Source organism: Bremerella cremea (assembly GCF_003335505.1).
GTDB lineage: Bacteria > Planctomycetota > Planctomycetia > Pirellulales > Pirellulaceae > Bremerella > Bremerella cremea_A.
In genome coordinates this window covers 1,381,296-1,398,499 of the sequence record NZ_QPEX01000010.1, presented here as the reverse complement: position 1 = coordinate 1,398,499, position 17,204 = coordinate 1,381,296, and the positions used below count along the sequence as shown (strand labels likewise).

The 17,204-nt window shown below is 52.1% G+C and carries 11 protein-coding genes; 7 read left to right on the top strand and 4 right to left on the bottom strand.

The genetic code is table 11. The annotated features are described in order from the left end of the window. Positions 1 to 68: 68 nt before the first annotated feature. Positions 69 to 2,027, top strand: coding sequence for a glycoside hydrolase family 32 protein (locus DTL42_RS06740; RefSeq protein WP_114367875.1), 1,959 nt, complete (start codon positions 69 to 71; stop codon positions 2,025 to 2,027). Between the two features lie 49 nt (positions 2,028 to 2,076). Here the strand turns inward: DTL42_RS06740 and DTL42_RS06735 are convergent, their stop codons facing one another. From DTL42_RS06735 to DTL42_RS06725, 3 genes are all read right to left on the bottom strand, one after another. Then, positions 2,077 to 3,189: an AAA family ATPase gene (locus DTL42_RS06735; protein WP_114367874.1), complete on the bottom strand. Its 1,113-nt coding sequence runs from the start codon at positions 3,187 to 3,189 to the stop codon at positions 2,077 to 2,079. Beyond that, complete coding sequence (locus DTL42_RS06730) at positions 3,186 to 3,926, bottom strand: RNA ligase family protein (protein WP_114367873.1); 741 nt, start codon at positions 3,924 to 3,926, stop codon at positions 3,186 to 3,188. The genes DTL42_RS06735 and DTL42_RS06730 overlap by 4 nt, the downstream gene beginning before the upstream one ends. A 223-nt stretch (positions 3,927 to 4,149) precedes the next feature. Beyond that, entirely contained in the window at positions 4,150 to 9,072 is a 4,923-nt protein-coding gene (locus tag DTL42_RS06725; protein WP_158545261.1) for a DUF7133 domain-containing protein, read from the bottom strand. Between the two features lie 355 nt (positions 9,073 to 9,427). Between DTL42_RS06725 and DTL42_RS06720 the strand changes: the two genes are divergently transcribed. The 6 genes from DTL42_RS06720 to DTL42_RS06695 all read left to right on the top strand — a co-directional run bounded on the left by DTL42_RS06720 (position 9,428) and on the right by DTL42_RS06695 (position 15,989). After that, a complete protein-coding gene (locus tag DTL42_RS06720) occupies positions 9,428 to 10,864 on the top strand; it encodes an L-serine ammonia-lyase (protein ID WP_261341593.1) in 1,437 nt (478 codons plus the stop codon). A gap of 279 nt (positions 10,865 to 11,143) precedes the next feature. After that, a complete protein-coding gene (locus DTL42_RS06715; RefSeq protein ID WP_158545260.1) occupies positions 11,144 to 12,022 on the top strand; it encodes a DUF1587 domain-containing protein in 879 nt (292 codons plus the stop codon). Between the two features lie 99 nt (positions 12,023 to 12,121). Then, positions 12,122 to 12,667: a DUF1592 domain-containing protein gene (locus DTL42_RS06710; protein WP_158545259.1), complete on the top strand. Its 546-nt coding sequence runs from the start codon at positions 12,122 to 12,124 to the stop codon at positions 12,665 to 12,667. Positions 12,668 to 12,694: 27 nt separating this feature from the next. Next, the gene (locus tag DTL42_RS06705; RefSeq protein WP_114367869.1) at positions 12,695 to 13,456 is read left to right on the top strand and encodes a DUF1588 domain-containing protein; all 762 of its coding nucleotides are present in this window, start codon (positions 12,695 to 12,697) and stop codon (positions 13,454 to 13,456) included. Positions 13,457 to 13,492: 36 nt separating this feature from the next. Continuing rightward, positions 13,493 to 14,770, top strand: a complete 1,278-nt coding sequence (locus tag DTL42_RS06700; RefSeq protein ID WP_199590035.1) for a DUF1552 domain-containing protein — start codon at positions 13,493 to 13,495, stop codon at positions 14,768 to 14,770. A gap of 196 nt (positions 14,771 to 14,966) precedes the next feature. Further along, a complete protein-coding gene (locus DTL42_RS06695) occupies positions 14,967 to 15,989 on the top strand; it encodes a ThuA domain-containing protein (protein ID WP_114367867.1) in 1,023 nt (340 codons plus the stop codon). Between the two features lie 78 nt (positions 15,990 to 16,067). On the opposite strand, the gene DTL42_RS06690 is transcribed toward DTL42_RS06695, so the two are convergent. After that, on the bottom strand, positions 16,068 to 17,021 hold the full coding sequence (locus DTL42_RS06690; protein ID WP_114367866.1) for a PQQ-binding-like beta-propeller repeat protein: 954 nt from the start codon (positions 17,019 to 17,021) through the stop codon (positions 16,068 to 16,070). Positions 17,022 to 17,204 lie beyond the last annotated feature (183 nt).

The window sequence follows — 17,204 nt, the reverse complement described above, 5'->3', positions numbered from 1 at the left end:
TCCTAAGAGCCTAGGATGGAACAGATCCCCCAATCGACTATTTTGCCCCCGGTTAGAAGAAAAGCTCCATGATTCTTACCTCTGTTTTTCGTTTGCTAAGCTTGGGAATGCTCTCCCTCGGTCTACTACTCATTCCTGCCACGCTACCTGCCCAGGCGATTCCGCAGGACGATATCGTCATTGCGAATTTCGAAGACAACAGCTACGGCCAATGGAAGCCTTCAGGAGAAGCATTCGGAACGCAGCCCGCTGCTGGCACTCTGGATGGGCAGATGGAAGTGAGTGGCTATGAAGGCAAGTACCTCGTCAATTCCTATCGTGGCGGAGACCAGGCAACAGGAACGCTAACATCGCCTCCTCTGACAATCGAACGTCCTTACGTGACGTTCCTGATTGGTGGTGGGGCTCATGCTAGAGAAACGTGTTTGAATCTTGTGGTTAACGACAAGATTGCTCGCACGGCGACGGGACCGAATCTTGCCTCTGGCGGAAGCGAACGTTTGATTCAGGTCTATTGGGATGTGAAAGATCTGGTAGGGCAGAACGGGGTGTTGCAGATCGTTGATCTGCACCGTGGCGGTTGGGGGCACATCAATGTCGACGATATCCGGGCCAGCAATCGACCAGCCGGCATACCGGCAGCTGACATCACTAAAGGGCCTGATCTGCAGACGTTCGCTTCGTATGAAGAAGTCGGTTACGACCAGCCATATCGCCCGCAGTTTCATTTCAGTTCGCTTCGCAATTGGCTGAATGATCCGAATGGAATGGTCTATCTCGATGGTGAATACCATCTTTTCTTCCAGCATAATCCCTTGGCCAATAAATGGGGAAACATGACTTGGGGACATGCCGTCAGCCAAGATATGGTGCACTGGCAGCAGCTTCCGCATGCAATTCTGCCGTACGAAGGGGGAACCATCTTTTCAGGAACGGCGGCAGTGGATGTCGACAATACACTGGGCATGCAAAATGGGGAGGTGAAAACCTTAGTGGCAGCTTTTACTTTCGCCAAGTCCCCTTTTTACCAGGCAATGGCCTACAGTACCGATCGCGGACGAACGTTCGAGTTATGGAATGAAGGGAAGGCGGTTGTCCCCAACAACGGTTACGATGACGGTGAACGCGATCCTAAGATTTTCTGGCACGAGCCAAGCCAAAAATGGGTGATGATTTTGTGGGTCAAACAAGCGAAGCCTGGACGCGTGCTGTTTTTCAGTTCCGATGATTTACGAAATTGGACCGAGGTCAGCCAGTTTGACCGCGACTGGGTTTTTGAATGCATGGACTTGGTCGAGTTGTCGGTCGATGGGGATCCCGCCAACAAGAAATGGTTGTTGTACGATGCCAGCTTCGAGTACGAAGTTGGCGAGTTCGATGGAAAAACGTTTACCACCGACAAACAGGTGAAACGGGGCGACTACGGCCCGAATTACTACGCCGCGCAAAGCTTCAACAACATGCCGGACGAACGCTGTGTTTCCATTGGTTGGATGCGGGGAGAGAATCACCCGTTTATTTCTCAGGGAATGCCCTTCAACCAGCAGATGAGCTTTCCCACAACGATGCAGCTGCGAACAACCAGCGAGGGATTAAAGCTTTATCGCTGGCCGGTGCAGGAGATTGAAAAGCTTTACGAAGAGACCGTTACTCTCGAAGCAACAGACCTAAAAGCGGCTGCCCAGAAGCTACAGGAATTTCCTGCCGAGCTGGTCGATTTGAGTATCGAGTTTGAAGCGAAAGAGTCGACCGAACTGCTGTTTTATCTGCGTGGCGAAAAAATTACGTATCGTGATGGGGCTTTCCATTACGGAAACACAATCGTACCAGCGAAACCGCAAGATGGCGTCGTTTCGCTCCGTGTGTTGGTTGATCGAGCTTCAGTAGAGTTGTTCGCCAATCAAGGTGCGGCCGTTTCGACACATTATGCGATTCTAGAGCCCTTCAATCGTAGCTTGGGGCTTCACTCCGATCAGGAAGTGAACATCCGCAAGCTGGTGGTTCATCGCCTGAAGTCGGCTTGGTAGCGGACGGTCTGCCCAGAAAAAAGGAAAGGCTGCTCACCAAATGTTGGTGTCAGCCTTCGAGGAGTGTTAAGTGATGGACTTCCGCCCAGGTCGGTGGTTCGAGCTTACCCGCCAAGCGACGGATGATAGACTCTGGCACCACCGTGTCGCGGGCCTTATTTTGCTGAAAGATGACCTCAAGGGGCGGTTCGATATAAACCAACTCGATTCGGGCGCCGTAATCGGCAAACAAATCGAGCCAACGCCCGCGAGTCATCTGCATGATGTTCGTGGCGTTGAAGGCAAACGAGTTGCCAGTCCGCAAGTGTCGCCGACAAACTGCTTTGGCTTGTTGAATCACTTTGCCCTGATTGTCCGTCGGATCGATCATTAAATCTCCCCGGATTTCATCAAGGGAAACCACGGGAAGGTCACCCTTGTGTTGGGCGAGCCAACGATCTTTGCCACTGCCTGGCAGTCCAGCCATGACGGTTACGTGGCACGAAAAATTTTCGTGCGGAACATAATGCAGGTTCGGGTTCGTCTGACGAAAGAACAAAAAACGAGCATGCTCGCTGGCAAAACGATAAGGCTGATCGTAGCAATGGGCCTCCTCGGCTGCGATTTTCCAGAAGTGTAAATCTTCTTCCGAGCGAGTGTTGGTGTGCGAATCGCGACCACGAAAGTCCGCCAAAGCAAAGAGATACAACAAACGATTGTTGACCAACCAAGAGTGCCGTACCACTTCGCGGGTTGGGTCATTCTTGTGCATTACGAACACCGGACGCCCATGGTACCGGACCATTCGGGCGATCTCTTCGCGAGTTGCTAAATCGCAGCCACAATCCCGCAAAATGGTGCGAGCCAGTTGTTCTCCTTTGAGGGCATGTTTAGGAGAAACCACATTGCCGGTGCCGGGATCAATCTGCGTGGTAAGTGGTTTGGCGACATCGTGCAGCAGCGCGGTAAACACGAGCACGTTTTGCTCGTGTGGCGAAAGATCTTGCCAGGATTCCAGTTCGTGTAGCTGATGCATCACCATTTGGGTATGCGTCCAGACATCGCCTTCGCTGTGCCACTTAGCGTCTTGCGCGCAAGCTTGCATGGCCTTGCACCAAGGATGGCTGGCCGCCCAATCGATAATCGACTCGAGCGAAGCAGATTGTAGTTGATTCCAATTCATGACCAAATGTCAACGCCGGCGGCTAGTTGATTCGGCACCATTGGTTGTTGTTGCCAATGGGTACTTTGTTTAACTTTTTCGGTAAATTCGGGACGAACCCATTTTGCTCGTGCGGTTACCCTGCCACCTGCTTCAGTGCGAAGATAAATGCCTTCCATGCGGTTATCGATTTGTCCGGTTATTGGATTCTCGAAGACACTACTGAAAAGGGACGGCCCAACGAGATCTGCCAATTGTTTACGCGAAACGGCGCCCTGATGAATTACCGGAACGGTCTCGATATTACTGCCGGCTAGAATTTCTAATCGCTGCTCAAGATCGAGGAATTGGTTGCTGCTTTTGTCGTAAATATCAAACTCGTAGAAATAGTGAGATAGCTGGAGGTAAGTGACGGAATGCCGAGCATAGACCCATTCTCCAAAAAGAATGTAACGATCTGCTAGACGCTCTTCCAAGTCGTTACGTTTGACCACAGCCCACTGTTTGAACAAATCGTATTGGGGATGCATTCCTTCGGTGATCAAGTGCCCGCGGCACTGCAGCAACAATTCGCCTGCGCTGGTGAAGTGTACCCCGACGTTGGTTCCATCGAGCTTCTCTTCCACAATCAACGACTCGTCCGCTAAAAAACGTAACGAGTCCCCCTCCGACAAGTGCTTGTCGTCGTCGGTCCCGCGCGATCCAAACAGGTGCGGGGTGCGTGGGTATTTGATGAAATTTCCAGATGACATGCCCATGGCTGGGCTCCATTGACGATGGGCATGAATGAAGCACACTGGTCCAGGTCGTTGTTATGAACGCCTTGTCGCTGTGCAATAAGCAAGGGTAGATGAAAGACCATGCTTAGCGATAAAGGTTCACACAATTAGCCATTTTGTGGCATGCAAAAAAAATCCCCTTTTAAAGTATGCACTAAAAAAGGGGACTTTTGGGTTGGATGCGTTCTCGTAATAAAGACGCCTACTTGGCTTGGAACAGCTTGTCCTCTTGGTTGCCCCCTGAAAGCACAAAGGCGGTCAGGTCGTAGATTTCTTCTTCGGTGAGCCAGTTCATCATTCCGCTAGGCATGATGGTGGTCGCCGTTGCCGATTGCTCTTCGATGTCGTCCTTGTTGATGATGGTTGGCTTGGTGGGGTTCAGCGGATCGGTGACCAATTGAATTTCGTCTTTGGTATCAGCCACCACTAGGCCTGAAATCACTTTGCCATCGACCGTAAGAATCGTTTGCATACGGTACTTGTCGTCGATGTCCTTAGAAGGTTCGAGGATCGATTCCAGGACATGACTTGCCGTCCGTTTCTTGTCGGTCAGCTTAGCCAAGTCTGGGCCGAAGTTGCCTCCCTTGTCGTTCATTCCATGGCACTGGGCACATCCCAGGCGGTTGAAGTAGACCTGACCTACGGCAAAATTGCGTTGGGAGGCATTGACCTTCTGCGGATCGATATCGGCCAGTTTCCATTCTTTGACGAACTTCGGAACCCACTGATCTCCTTGCGATTCGATCGGCTTGCGCCCATCTTCCAAGGGATACTTCTCCATTAGGTCGTTGACATGCCAGAAGGTTGCGTCACCACGATCAATCGCACGAATCTTGGCAACCTGACTCGGTTCGATTGGCTTGGCGCGGTTCGTCCAAGAGTTGCGAACGTAGGTTAACACGGCAGCCATTTCTTCGTCGTTAAGCAGTTGACGGAAACCGGTCATGGGGGGAAGTGGCGGCGAACTGTAGGTCTTGCCTTTCACTTCAATGGTGCCGTGCATGCCATCCAGGGCCAACGCAATCAAGCGATCTTCCGACCCCGTTGCCCAGAGGCTGCCGTCGATCGGTGGATAGAGGTTCGGCATCCCTTGCCCATGCACTTGGTGACAGGTGGCACAGTGGCTTTCGCGTGTGAAAACCTCTTTGCCGAGGGCCATGACCTGGGGATCGGCTTTCACCGGAATACTGTTCCGCAGATCAACCAACGACTTGGAGATGGCATTGCGGTTGGTGGTTGTCTTCGCAACTAGATTGTCGCCCAGCGAGAGCAACGCAGCGTACTGCTCCGATTGTTTCTCGACCGGGTTGGCATCCTTGGCTAATGTAAGTAGCGAGGCTAGGACGGCATCGCGGGCACTGTCCGAAAGGGTGTCGGCCACCGTTTGTGGAGACAGCGTCGACAACGCTTTTAAACCTTCGTCGGAGAGGTCTCCAGAAGTACTTAGGGCGGCAAAGTCAGCAATCTTCTGCTTCAAATCACCAGGCCAAGCGGTTATGGCATCGATCGCTGCTACGCGCAAGTCAATCTGACCGGCTGGTCGCAAAGCAGAAGTAGGAATGGGCTGTTTCTTTATACCTGGGCCTTCCCACATCACGCGCAGGCCATCGCCGCCACCGTTATCGAAGTAGGTCACGACTAACTCGTGTGGGCCGGCGGTGAGGCTGGCCGAGCCACTTTTCTCGACCATTCCGTGTAGGCCATCGTTATTGATCAGTTCAGCGCCATTCAGGTAAAGCCGCGAGCCATCGTCGGAAATGATTGAGAATTTGTAGCTGCCGGCGACAGGAGCTACCACGGTGGTCCTCATCTTTGTCGCAAATTCATCGTGCTTCCCTTTCGGAACATACTTGCCGAAGTTGTCCATTCGACCAGAGAACGTGGGCTTCACTCCGTTGAGTGTTTCGATGGCGACGTTCTGGGCTGGGTTCGGTTGGTAATAATCGAAGGCCACGGCCGGAACATCCTGCGAAGCAGATTCACTTTCAGGACGCAAGTTGGCGGGCAACTCGAACATGAGAGGACGTATCTTAGATAACAGCGGCGCTGCCGCCTTCGAATTGCTGACCTGCTTGGCGCTTCGCAGCAAATCGGCCATCAAGTTAGGTGATTGCGATGCTTGTTCCCAGGCAGCCTCAGCACCTCCACTTAAGATCCAACTGCTGTAAACCGCACGACGAACTAATGGCGTTTTGGTGGTGGCGGCCAGCTTGGCCAGTTCTGCTGAAGCATTCGCCAGTTCGGCAGGACTCGGTTGGGCCAGTAGTTGGGTCAAATCGTTTAAGCTGGCGAGGTTTTCCTGTTCCGCTTTCGAGATCCAGCTCAGCAGTTCTGCGACTACAGAGCGGTTGCCTGCTTGCGAGGCCAGAGCCTGTAGTGCTTCCAACCGGTATTGCGGTGCAACGCCAGCTCGGCTGAGTATTGCCCGGTAGACCGCTTCTGTTCGGTCAAGCTTTAGCAGCAAATCGGTGCTGGCCTTCTCTAACGCATAGCTTGTCGCTGCTGGCGATAGTTTACGTCCTGAGCGAATCGCCTCGACAATCATCTGGTCGACATCGATTCGGCTGCGTGCATACTTCAAGATATTGTTCAATTCGGGATCCAGCGGGTGCGTTGCGGCTTCGAAGATCACTTCGGCTGAGGCACCATTGTGGAATTCCACGGCAGACTTTATCGCTTCAGCGCGAACCAATGGAGATTCGTCTGCAGCAGCGGCAAGCAGTAAGTCTTGCCAGTCTTCCGCAGTATCGGCCCAGTGTCCCAGCGTACGAATAGATGCCGCGCGAACACGAGGTTCGGCTGCCTGGTAGACCTTCTTTACCAAATCGACGTTCGGTAGCCGATGTTCTTCTAGAACCCATAAGCACTCGAGCATGGCCTGGGCGTCGTCTGGATTATTAATGTCTTTGGCGGCAATAAACTCGGCAATCGCGGCTTGAACTTCTTCCGAATCACGACCACTTAGTTCGATGCGAGCCCGATAGCGAGTCGCATTGTCTTTCGCGTAAAACGCGTCGAGGACTTCCGGCAGCGGTTTGTCTTTTAAGCGAACTGGTTCCAACAGCGGACGCCCGGCGGCGGTTACCCGGATGATACGACCATGTTGATGATCACGGTTTGGGTCACGCATGTTATGTTGCATGTGACCGATCAGCGCGTTCGCCCAGTCGGCGACATACAGCGCACCATCCGAGCCAATTTCAACATCGCTCGGGCGGAAGTTGGGATCGGAAGAGACCAAGATCGGTTCGACTTCCTTACAGGTAATATCGGCTCCATCGTATTGCACTTCGTGATTGAGCACGCCGAGGAAGCCGATGCAGTTACAGATTAGAAAATTGTCCTGTAGTTCTTCCGGGAAGTGGCTGCTGGAAAGGATTCCAGTAGCGGCGACCGGACGTACCCGTTTCTCGAACCACTGCTTGTTCCCGATTCCCTTGCCAATATTCACGTAAGAACCGGTGCCGGTGGTCCCGTCGTTGGCAAACTGATAGCCCCAACGATCGAATACGTCGCCATGAGGATTGGGGCCGATGGGATAATGGAATTCCATTTCAAAAGTACGCGGGTTGAAACGATGCACCCCGGTTTGTGTCGAACGATAGGTGTGGGTAGGTGTTTCCATCGTGGCGACATTGAACACACCACGCGACCAGTAGAGCCAGCCATCTGGGCCAAGCACCATCGCGTTGGCGGAGTGGTGCGAGTCGGCACTGGAAAGACCTTGTAGCACGCGAATCTTGACGTCGGCTTTCAAGTCGCCATCGGTGTCTTTTAAGAACCACAATTCCGGAAGCGAGGCGACCAACATACCGCCACCCCAGAACTCGAACCCCGTCACACTGTTCAGGCCATCGGCGAAGACAACACAACGATCGGCTACGCCATCTTGGTTGTCGTCTGGGAGGCAAACGATTCGGTCGGTGCGGGGCTGGGTCGGATTCCAGTGGGGATAGCTCGGCCAGACCGAGGCATACAGATGTCCGTTCGGATCAACCGCCATTTGCACTGGGTTAATCAGTTCCGGGAACATTTCTTCCGAGGCAAAAACGTTCGCTTCCAGTCCGTCGTGAAGAGTTAGCTTTTTAAGTCCTTCTTCGGCGGTGTTATAAGAGAAGCGTCCGTCGGCTAAGTCGCCTTCTCGATTCGATTTGACGATAAGCTCTTCGGGAATGTTGTCATCTTTAACTTCCAAATCGCCCCCTTGCGCAATCGCCCAGACGCGAGCATCGCGGTTGGCGGTCATGACGTCGAAGATCTCCATCTCGCGTTTCATGACGTCGGCATTCGATTGGCCGAACCAAGCCAGCTTAGAACGCCCGCCGAAAACGTTGTAGCCATCGACGACGCGATATCGGCTGAACCAATAGTAGTTCTTGTCTAAAACAGCATCTCGCAGCTTCGCGATCTCTCGCGAGGAGGCATCGGGAGCTGGCTTGCCGAACAGCTGCGGGACAATAATTTCCGCCACTGCTTGGTTCCCATGCTCAAGCAAGTGGATGCCGTTCATGGTCAGCGGGGTTTTTGCGTCGGCGTATAGCTTTTGCGTTGGTGTGAATAGGTCGACGAATAGAACCCCCTTCTTTTCGCAGACCTCTTTCATCGCCTCGGTGTAAAGCTTCAAGTTCGGATTGTTTTGCGAACCATCGGGCAAGTGGCGATTGTAGAGGTTCTCGTGCGCGATAGGAGAGAACATCACGATCTGGGGGGCGGACTCGCCGTTGTATTTTTGGCTGAGCATGCCGTCGATTGTTTCGGCCAGATCTTTCTTGAAACCGTCAACGGCCTGGGGCCCTTTAAGTGCTTCGTTGTAGCCGAAGAAAGCGAAAACAACGTCTGTTTCGTTCTTGGTTAGCCATTGATCAGGATTGCCAAAGTTGTCTTCACGCGGGCGAAGTTTCAGTTCGTCGCCAGGAAACGCTAAGTTGCGAAACGTGAGTTCTAACTCAGGATGCAATGCATGAATGTAGGTTTCGAGCCAGGCATGGTGCTGCATGCGGTCGGCAGTGGTGTTGCCGATAAAAGAGATGTGATCTCCCTCTTTCAGCTTTAAGGTTTGGGCGTGAATATCGGACGATATCAAAACGCTGACCGATGCGAGGATCGCAAGGATAAGAGTTCTCATGGATGCCATTGTTTCAAGAATGGTAGGAGGTTGTCGCAGCGAGGACTGACGTTAGGTAGGAGGTTTTATCGTAACTGCTAAAACTGCTCGGGACCAGAGCCGCCAAGGAATCGTTTAAAACGTTTTTTTGGCGGCTATAAATGGCTGTCGGGCAATCATCGAGATGCTGATCGGAGTGATTAACTTCCTTCGCTTGACGACGCAGGAAGAGCACCTTGTTTTCACTAATGAGAATATCGATACCGAGAATATTCCGTGAACCATGCGGAATGGACCTAATTTCCCCTTCACGAGCTCTGCGCGATAAGCAACAATTCCTAGACGCTCGTCTTCACTCGGTTGCTAGGAAAACACTGTGCCTTCTAAGTCTGTTCAAACAACTTCTTCCTCAGAAGGCCATGTGGAACATCCCTTCGTGGGCGTGTTCGATTTGTTCAAGATCGGCATTGGGCCTTCCAGTTCGCACAGTGTTGGACCGATGCGAGCAGCTGAAATGTTCCTGACGGAATTAAAGCAGAAGAATCAAATCGACCTAGTCGTTAAGGTCGAAGTGGATTTATATGGCTCACTTGCCCTAACCGGAATTGGCCATGCCACCGATATTGCCGTGTTGATGGGGTTGCAGGGCGAGGTGCCGGACGAAATCGATCCCGCTGCGGTCGCCGGTAAGCTGAAGGTTATTCGCGAACAGCATCAGTTATTCCTCGCGGGCAAACGTTGGATTCCGTTTATCGAGAAAGAGAATCTGCATTTTCATCGCAAGACGTTTCCCCAAGGGCATCCCAACACGCTGCGATTTCGCGCTTGGGCCTCGCATGAAGCGGATCAGCCGCTGGCAGAGGCAACTTACTTTTCGATCGGCGGCGGTTTCGTGATTCAGGAAGGATTCGAGGGGAAAGCGATTGAGCATCCCGCTTCGGCGGTGCCGTTTCCTTTCAATTCAGCGGCGGAACTGCTGAAACTAGCAGAAGAAAATCGCTGTGGCATTAGCCAGATTGCCTGGGAAAACGAAAAGGCTTTTCGCTCGGAGGCCGAGATTCGGGCTGGCTTGCAGAGGATTTGGGAGGCGATGCAAGCTTGCGTGGAGAGGGGGTGCCGTAACGAAGGCATCTTACCAGGTGGCCTGAATGTGCGTCGTCGTGCGCCGAGTTTGTTTCAAACGCTTTCCGAGCGACCGGAAGCAAACATGCGCGATCCACTTAATATTCTTGATTGGGTCGATCTCTACGCGATTGCTGTGAACGAAGAAAATGCAGCTGGCGGACGCGTTGTCACGGCGCCTACGAATGGGGCGGCTGGCATTATTCCGGCCGTGCTATGCTATTTCGATCGATTCTGTCCTGAATCAACGCCAGAGAAGATTCAGCAATTTCTGCTCACGGCGGCGGCCATTGGCGCTCTGTATAAGAAAAACGCTTCCATCTCAGGCGCGGAAGTTGGCTGTCAGGGAGAAGTGGGGGTGGCTTGCAGCATGGCCGCAGGTGCACTCACGGAAGTCCGAGGAGGAAATCCGCGTCAGGTGGAAGAAGCGGCCGAAATTGGAATGGAGCACAATCTTGGGCTAACCTGTGATCCCATCAAGGGGCTTGTCCAAGTACCTTGCATCGAACGCAACGCGATGGGGGCGGTCAAAGCAATTAATGCTTGCCGGCTGGCTTTGCGAGGCGATGGATCGCACTTCGTGTCGCTCGATCGGGTGATTCGCGTCATGAAGCGGACCGGGGCTGATATGTCGTCTCGCTATAAAGAGACCTCGCGCGGCGGCTTGGCGGTGAATATCAGCGAGTGCTAATCGCAGAGTGTCCGGTACAGGATTCGATATTCAGGCTCGATCAATCTGAGGAGATAGGCTCGGTGTAACCTATTGCAGTCTATGGGCATAGGGATTGAGGGCGAATTCTCGCTGGTGAGCGTTTTGGTCTCGCAAGGATCCCTCTGCTATACTAGTTCGTATGAGAATACACCGATTTACGCCTGCTTTGCTGGGGGGCTTTCTGCCCTAATCTTGCTATGCGCCCGTGCTCAAGCTGACGAGCAACAAGAGGTACGCCTGTTTCTTGAGACGCATTGTGTGGAGTGTCACGGTGCCGAGACTCAGGAAGCCAAGATTCGCCTCGATACGCTTGAATTCCCTTCCAACGAGCACGTCACCGCTCACGTCTGGAAACGCGTAGTCGACACCGTCGAACGGGGCGAAATGCCACCAGATTATCAGGACCAACCCGAGGACTCCGAAAAGCAGGCCTGGGTTGAGCAAGTTGTTCATGTAATCGCCCAGGCAAATCCGCAGCCCATTGCTTTGCGCCGACTGAATCGGCTGGAATACGAGAATACGGTTCATGACCTGCTGGGAATCGATGTCCCTTTAGCCGATCTGTTGCCCGAAGATGGGAAAGTGCAAGGCTTTGATAAAGGGACGGATGGGCTCAGCTTTTCTTCGGTTTTAATTGAACAATATTTGGAGGCCGCAAACGTTGCCTTCGATGCGGCAATTCGACGTTACGCTCCCCTGCCGGCGGAGATTCGCCGGACTGATTTGATGTCGGTTTCTGAGAATATCGATTCGGTGCGTAAGAAAAAGGGAGGCGTCATCGAAATTGACAATTCGTTCGTTAAGTTTACTCCTGGCTGGCCTCCAGCTCGGCTCGACCCAGTTAATCCCATCGAAGATGGCGTCTATCGGTGCCGTATTGCCGTGTGGCCGCATAATCCGGGGGATCGAACACTTGCTGTTGCCATTTATGAGGGGGCTCTGTTTCGAGGGGATACACGAGAGTTTATAGGGAATTTTGATGTTACGGGAACTTCAAAAGAACCTCGGATAATCGAGTTTACCTGTAAGTTCGCAGAGGGAGATACGATCTACGTTCTGCCCCGAATTTGGCCTGAGCATGTCACCTGGCGAGATAAGCACGAACAGAGGCCGGGGGTTGGGATTGTTTGGGCGTAAACCTACGGCCCGCTTGATCAAAGTTTTCCTTCTGATTCGACCAAGAAACTGTTTGGGGATGTTGCATCGATTCAAATGAAGGAAGAAGAGGCGATTTGGATGCGACACCGAAAAGGTGTTAAGAATCATGTCGTTGACTCTTCCCAACCAGAAGCCGATATCGAACGGATTTTGCGAGAGTTCATTCCTCGTGCTTATCGTCGACCTGTTGCCGAAGAGCAGATGATTCCCTTTATTAAGCTGGCCAAGGATCGGCTTGCTTCGGGGCGAACTTTTGAGGAAGCCGTGCGTAGTGGCATTACCGCCGTCCTCTGTTCACCTCAATTTCTGTTGCTTAACAGCGAACCGGTTGTGGACGATTACGCGATTGCTTCGCGAATGTCTTACTTTCTTTGGTCGACCATGCCCGATGAAGAACTGTTGCAACTGGCTGCAGAAGGGAAACTAAAGGATCCTGCGGTACGGCAAGCTCAAGTCGAACGGATGATCGCAGATCCGAAGATCGAAACCTTCGTGAACGACTTTACGGGGCAGTGGCTTGATTTGTACGACCTCGAGTTTACGACGCCCGACATGCGTCTCTATCCAGAATTTGATCCGCTTTTGTTGGAAGCGATGAAGGAGGAAACGAGACTTTTCTTTTAACATGTATTGCGGGAAGATCTAAATGTCATGAACTTTGTCGATTCGGACTGGACCTTTCTGAATCAGCGGCTCGCGGAACATTACGGATACCTTGATCGGCGCCTGGCCGCTCGCTATGGCTTGCCCAAGGTCGAAGGGCACGAGCATTTTCAAAAGGTGCCTATCCCTTCCGATTTATTACGTGGAGGCGTGCTTTCGCAGGCCAGCGTAATGAAGGTGACCGCAAACGGGACAACGACATCTCCAGTGATTCGTGGTGTGTGGGTAGCGGACAAGCTGCTCGGTCGTCCGGCTCCTCCACCTCCGCCTGGGGTTCCTGCCGTGGAACCAGATATTCGTGGAGCAACCACCGTTCGTCTCCAGCTTGAACAGCATCGCAATAACCCATACTGTGCCAGTTGCCATAAGAGAATCGATCCGGCAGGTTTGGCACTAGAGGAATTCGATGCGATCGGTGGACGTAGGATGCGATACCGGGTGATCGTCGAAGGAAAGAAAGGCAAAAATGTCGCCTATCTGTCAGGTCCGCGGGTGATTTCAGCTTACGATTTACCTGATGGTCGCAAGTTCTCGAACTTTGATGGATTTCGCAAATGCCTTTTGGACGACGACGTTTTCGTGAAGCGGGTAATTGCCGAGAAGCTTCTAAATTACGCAACTGGTCGGCGTATCGGACTGGCGCAGCGTGACACGGTAAATCAAATTGTCGCCGAGTCTGCCCAGCAGGACTATGGCTTGAAGTCAATGATTCATGCCGTGGTGGCGAGTGATTTATTCGTTGCTCCGTAATTTTTGAGTGATTTCAATTTTCCCCAAGGATAAGAAGTGCGTAGCCGCCTCACTCGCCGATCTTTTTTACGGACCGCTGGAGTCTCTATCGGCTTGCCGCTTTTAGGGAGTATGGGGGCTTCGCGATTATTTGCCGACGGAAGTTCTGCCGAGGCCACCGATGTGCGACGCTTGCTGGCCATTAGCGCTCCACTCGGGATTCATACCCCCAACTTCTTTCCGCAAACATCTGGACGGGGCTATCAAATCTCGCCCTACCTTAAACCAATGGAAGGCCTGCGTGATAAGTTCACCGTGATCTCAGGGCTAAAGCACCCCAATGTCGATGGTGGACACAGCGCGGAAACGAGTTTTCTAACCGGGGCTGCTCATCCCGGACAACCCAGTTTTCAGAATACAATTTCTGTAGATCAATTAGCCGCAGAGCAAATCGGCTTCAAAACTCGCTTTGGGTCACTGACCCTGGCAGTGGGATCAAGCAGTTTGTCCTACACACGAAGTGGTGTGAAGATTCCTGCTGAGCGAAGCCCAGCTAAGTTGTTTAGCAAACTCTTTCTCGATGGAAGCCCCCAAGAAAAAGAGAAGCAAATGCGGCGCACCGAGGATGGCCAAAGCATCATGGACTTGGTGCAAGATCAAACACGTAGCATCAACAAAAACATTGGTAAGGAAGACAATCAAACGCTCGATCAATATCTTACGAGTGTTCGCGAATTGGAGCAGCGGTTGGTCCTGGCCGAGGATTGGGCCAAACGTTCCAAGCCACATGTGGATCGGAAGGTGCCTGATGATGTCAAAGACGTCTCGATGCTAACCGAGCGTTTGAGTTTGATGTACGAAATGATTTTCCTGGCAATTCAAACCGATTCAACGCGTTTAATCACATTGATGGGACCCGGCGGAAACGAAGTAGTACAGCTTAAAGGCGTCAATGACGGCTGGCATAATCTTAGTCATCATGGGCGTGACCCCGACAAAATAGCGATGCTTTCGATTATTGAATTCGAAGAAATGCGTTTGTTGGCAGAACTACTCCGGAAACTGGAGAATGCGAAGGAAGGGGATCGTAGCCTCTTGGATCAGACGGCCATTATGTTTGGATCGAGCCTCGGGAATGCATCGAGTCATAACAACTCAAATCTACCCATCCTGGCCGCAGGAGGCCATTTCCGTCATGGGCAGCATTTGGCCTTCGACCCAGAAAAAGCACCGCCACTTTGCAACTTGTTGGTTAGCTACTTGCAGTTCTTGGGTTTGGAAACAGATCAGTTCTCGTCCGGCAACAGTACGCTGACCGGGCTCGATTTTGTTTAATTTGTGTTGCCATTGTTGCGCTGGGCCCATCTTGTCTCCGGCAGCGCATTCTTGCTGTCGAGTCGGTACAATGCCGTTGTCTGATAGCTGTTCGCACGAGCAAATCAATCAGGATTGCTAAGGTAAGCCTACAGCTGTATTGGCAACGCTTTACTTCCTACCTCAAATGCTCCCTTCTACTGTCACGGTTCTTCGTATGGCTCCTATTCGCTGCTTGGTTTTGTTGATCTTGTTCTGTATCTCTCCATCCTTATCAGCCAATCCATTGGTTTATGAAGGAGAATCAGGTGTCGGACACGGCAAGCATATTGTCTTTTTAGCAGGCGATCATGAGTATCGTTCAGAGGAATCCTTACCGGCCATGGCACGTATTCTGGCGAAGCGGCATGGGTTCAAATGCACCGTCTTGTTTTCGCTTGATAAGAAGTCTGGCGAAATAGTACCTGGTTCTAGCTATATGCCAGGGACCGAGGCTTTAGAGTCGGCAGACCTGATGGTCGTCTTTCTGCGATTTCAAGATTTTCCCCAAGAGCAGATGCAGCCGGTAGTCGACTACTTGAAGCGTGGTGGCCCCGTTGTCGGCATGCGAACGTCAACACACGCTTTTAATATTCCAGCGAAATCAGAGTTTGCCCGCTTTAGCTACAACTACGAAGGAGAAGATTTCAAGTTGGGCTTTGGTCGACAAATCTTAGGAGAAACCTGGGCCGGGCACTATGGCAAGAATCACGTGATGAGTACCCGGTTAGACATCGTACCTGCCGAGAAAGATCATCCAATCTTGCGCGGCGTTCAAAATGCTTGGGTGCAATCGGGTGGCTACTGGACCGAGCCAAGGGAAGATTGCGAAGTGTTGGCCATGGCGCAGCCACTTGCCGGTATGAAACCTGATTCGCCGGTGGCAGAAGGAAAAAAGCCATGCCCAGGTGTTTGGGTACGACATTACCAATCCGAATCAGGCAAGCAGGGACGTGTCTTTACCACCACCTATGGCGCATCGGAAGATCTACTCAACGATGGATTCCGTCGCATGATGATTAACGGTTGCCTCTGGGGGGTGGGCTTGGAAGACGAAATTACGCCAGATTTAGCGATTGGTTTCGTAGGCCCTTATCAGCCGGTAACCTTTCGCTTTGGCGGATACCGAAAAGGTGTGAAACCGGCCGAGCTTCAAGACTGGGACTCGCCGATCTTGCCAGACCATGGACAATCACCTTAGTTCTAAAACTAGGTGATTGAATGGTGAGAAAAAGGGGCAGAGGGTACGCCCCTTTCGTGCCTGGGTGCTAAGTCACACTTAGCGAACCACTTCTCCTTCGACATCGAGCAATTGCGAGTTCGGTGCTGAGTTGCCGAAAGTATCATAGCGATCGAAGGTCCACACCACTTCTTTGGTTTTCGGATCGATCTCAACGAGCAGAGGGTTTTCTGGGCCAGCGTGGCAGTTGCCAATCATGTAGTTTCCGTTGGGTAGCACTTCCAACGTGGTAACCCAGGCCAACGTGATCCCGGGAAGTTCGTTTTGGGTAAGTTTCCAAACGATTTCTTTCTCCGGAGTCACTTCAATTACGCTATGCCCGTTGCCGGTGGCAATCAACGTGTTTCCATTGGCCAGTCGCATCGCACTGAAAGCCTTGTTGCCGAAAGCTTCGGGACCGTGTCCACCACGAGGCTCCTGGCCGAACATCGGGACTTCGTATTCCCAGACGATCTTGCCTTGCCCGTCGTACTCACGAATGAAGCCATCGTTTTCTTGGGCGACCAAGTAATTACCGTTGTCTAACTTACGAACCAAGCGGGTATCGGAGTGGGCATTCGGTTGATTTCGTTTGAGGGGAATTTCCTTGAGCAATTTGCCGTTTCGATCGATCTCGATGATTCGTCCTCGGCCAGATTCAGCAATCATGACACGACCATCTTCCAAAGGTTGGAACGCGTGAACTTCAATTCGCGTTCCTGCGTTGCCATTGCTTTGGGCGGAATCGTAGGACCAAACCACTTGCTTGGTCTGCGGATCGATTTCCGCAATTTTGGCAGCGCCTTGTTGGACCATGATGTGGCCGTTGTCGAGCACGTGAATATCATGAATTCCACCCCAAGGCATTTCCCACTCAATCTTCCCATCTTGATCGACGATCGCCAGTTTGTCGTTTCCTTGCATTACCAAACGATAAGGGCCAGCCACCGTATAACTAACGGAAGAAAGGAAGACAGCGATCGTCAAGGAAGCAAAATAGAACCAGCGTGACATGAGAGAACTCCGCTAGAAAGCAAAGGGGGATGGGGAGGTTGCGAGGGATCGGTTTAATGCTTTGCTTTTCGAGCAATGCTCGAGTGCCCGTGGCCTGAGTCGTCAAGCAATAAATCTTGCATGGCGAAGGCAACAAAGAAACCGATTTATCTAAGGTATTGAGTATAGATCACCCAAGCGATG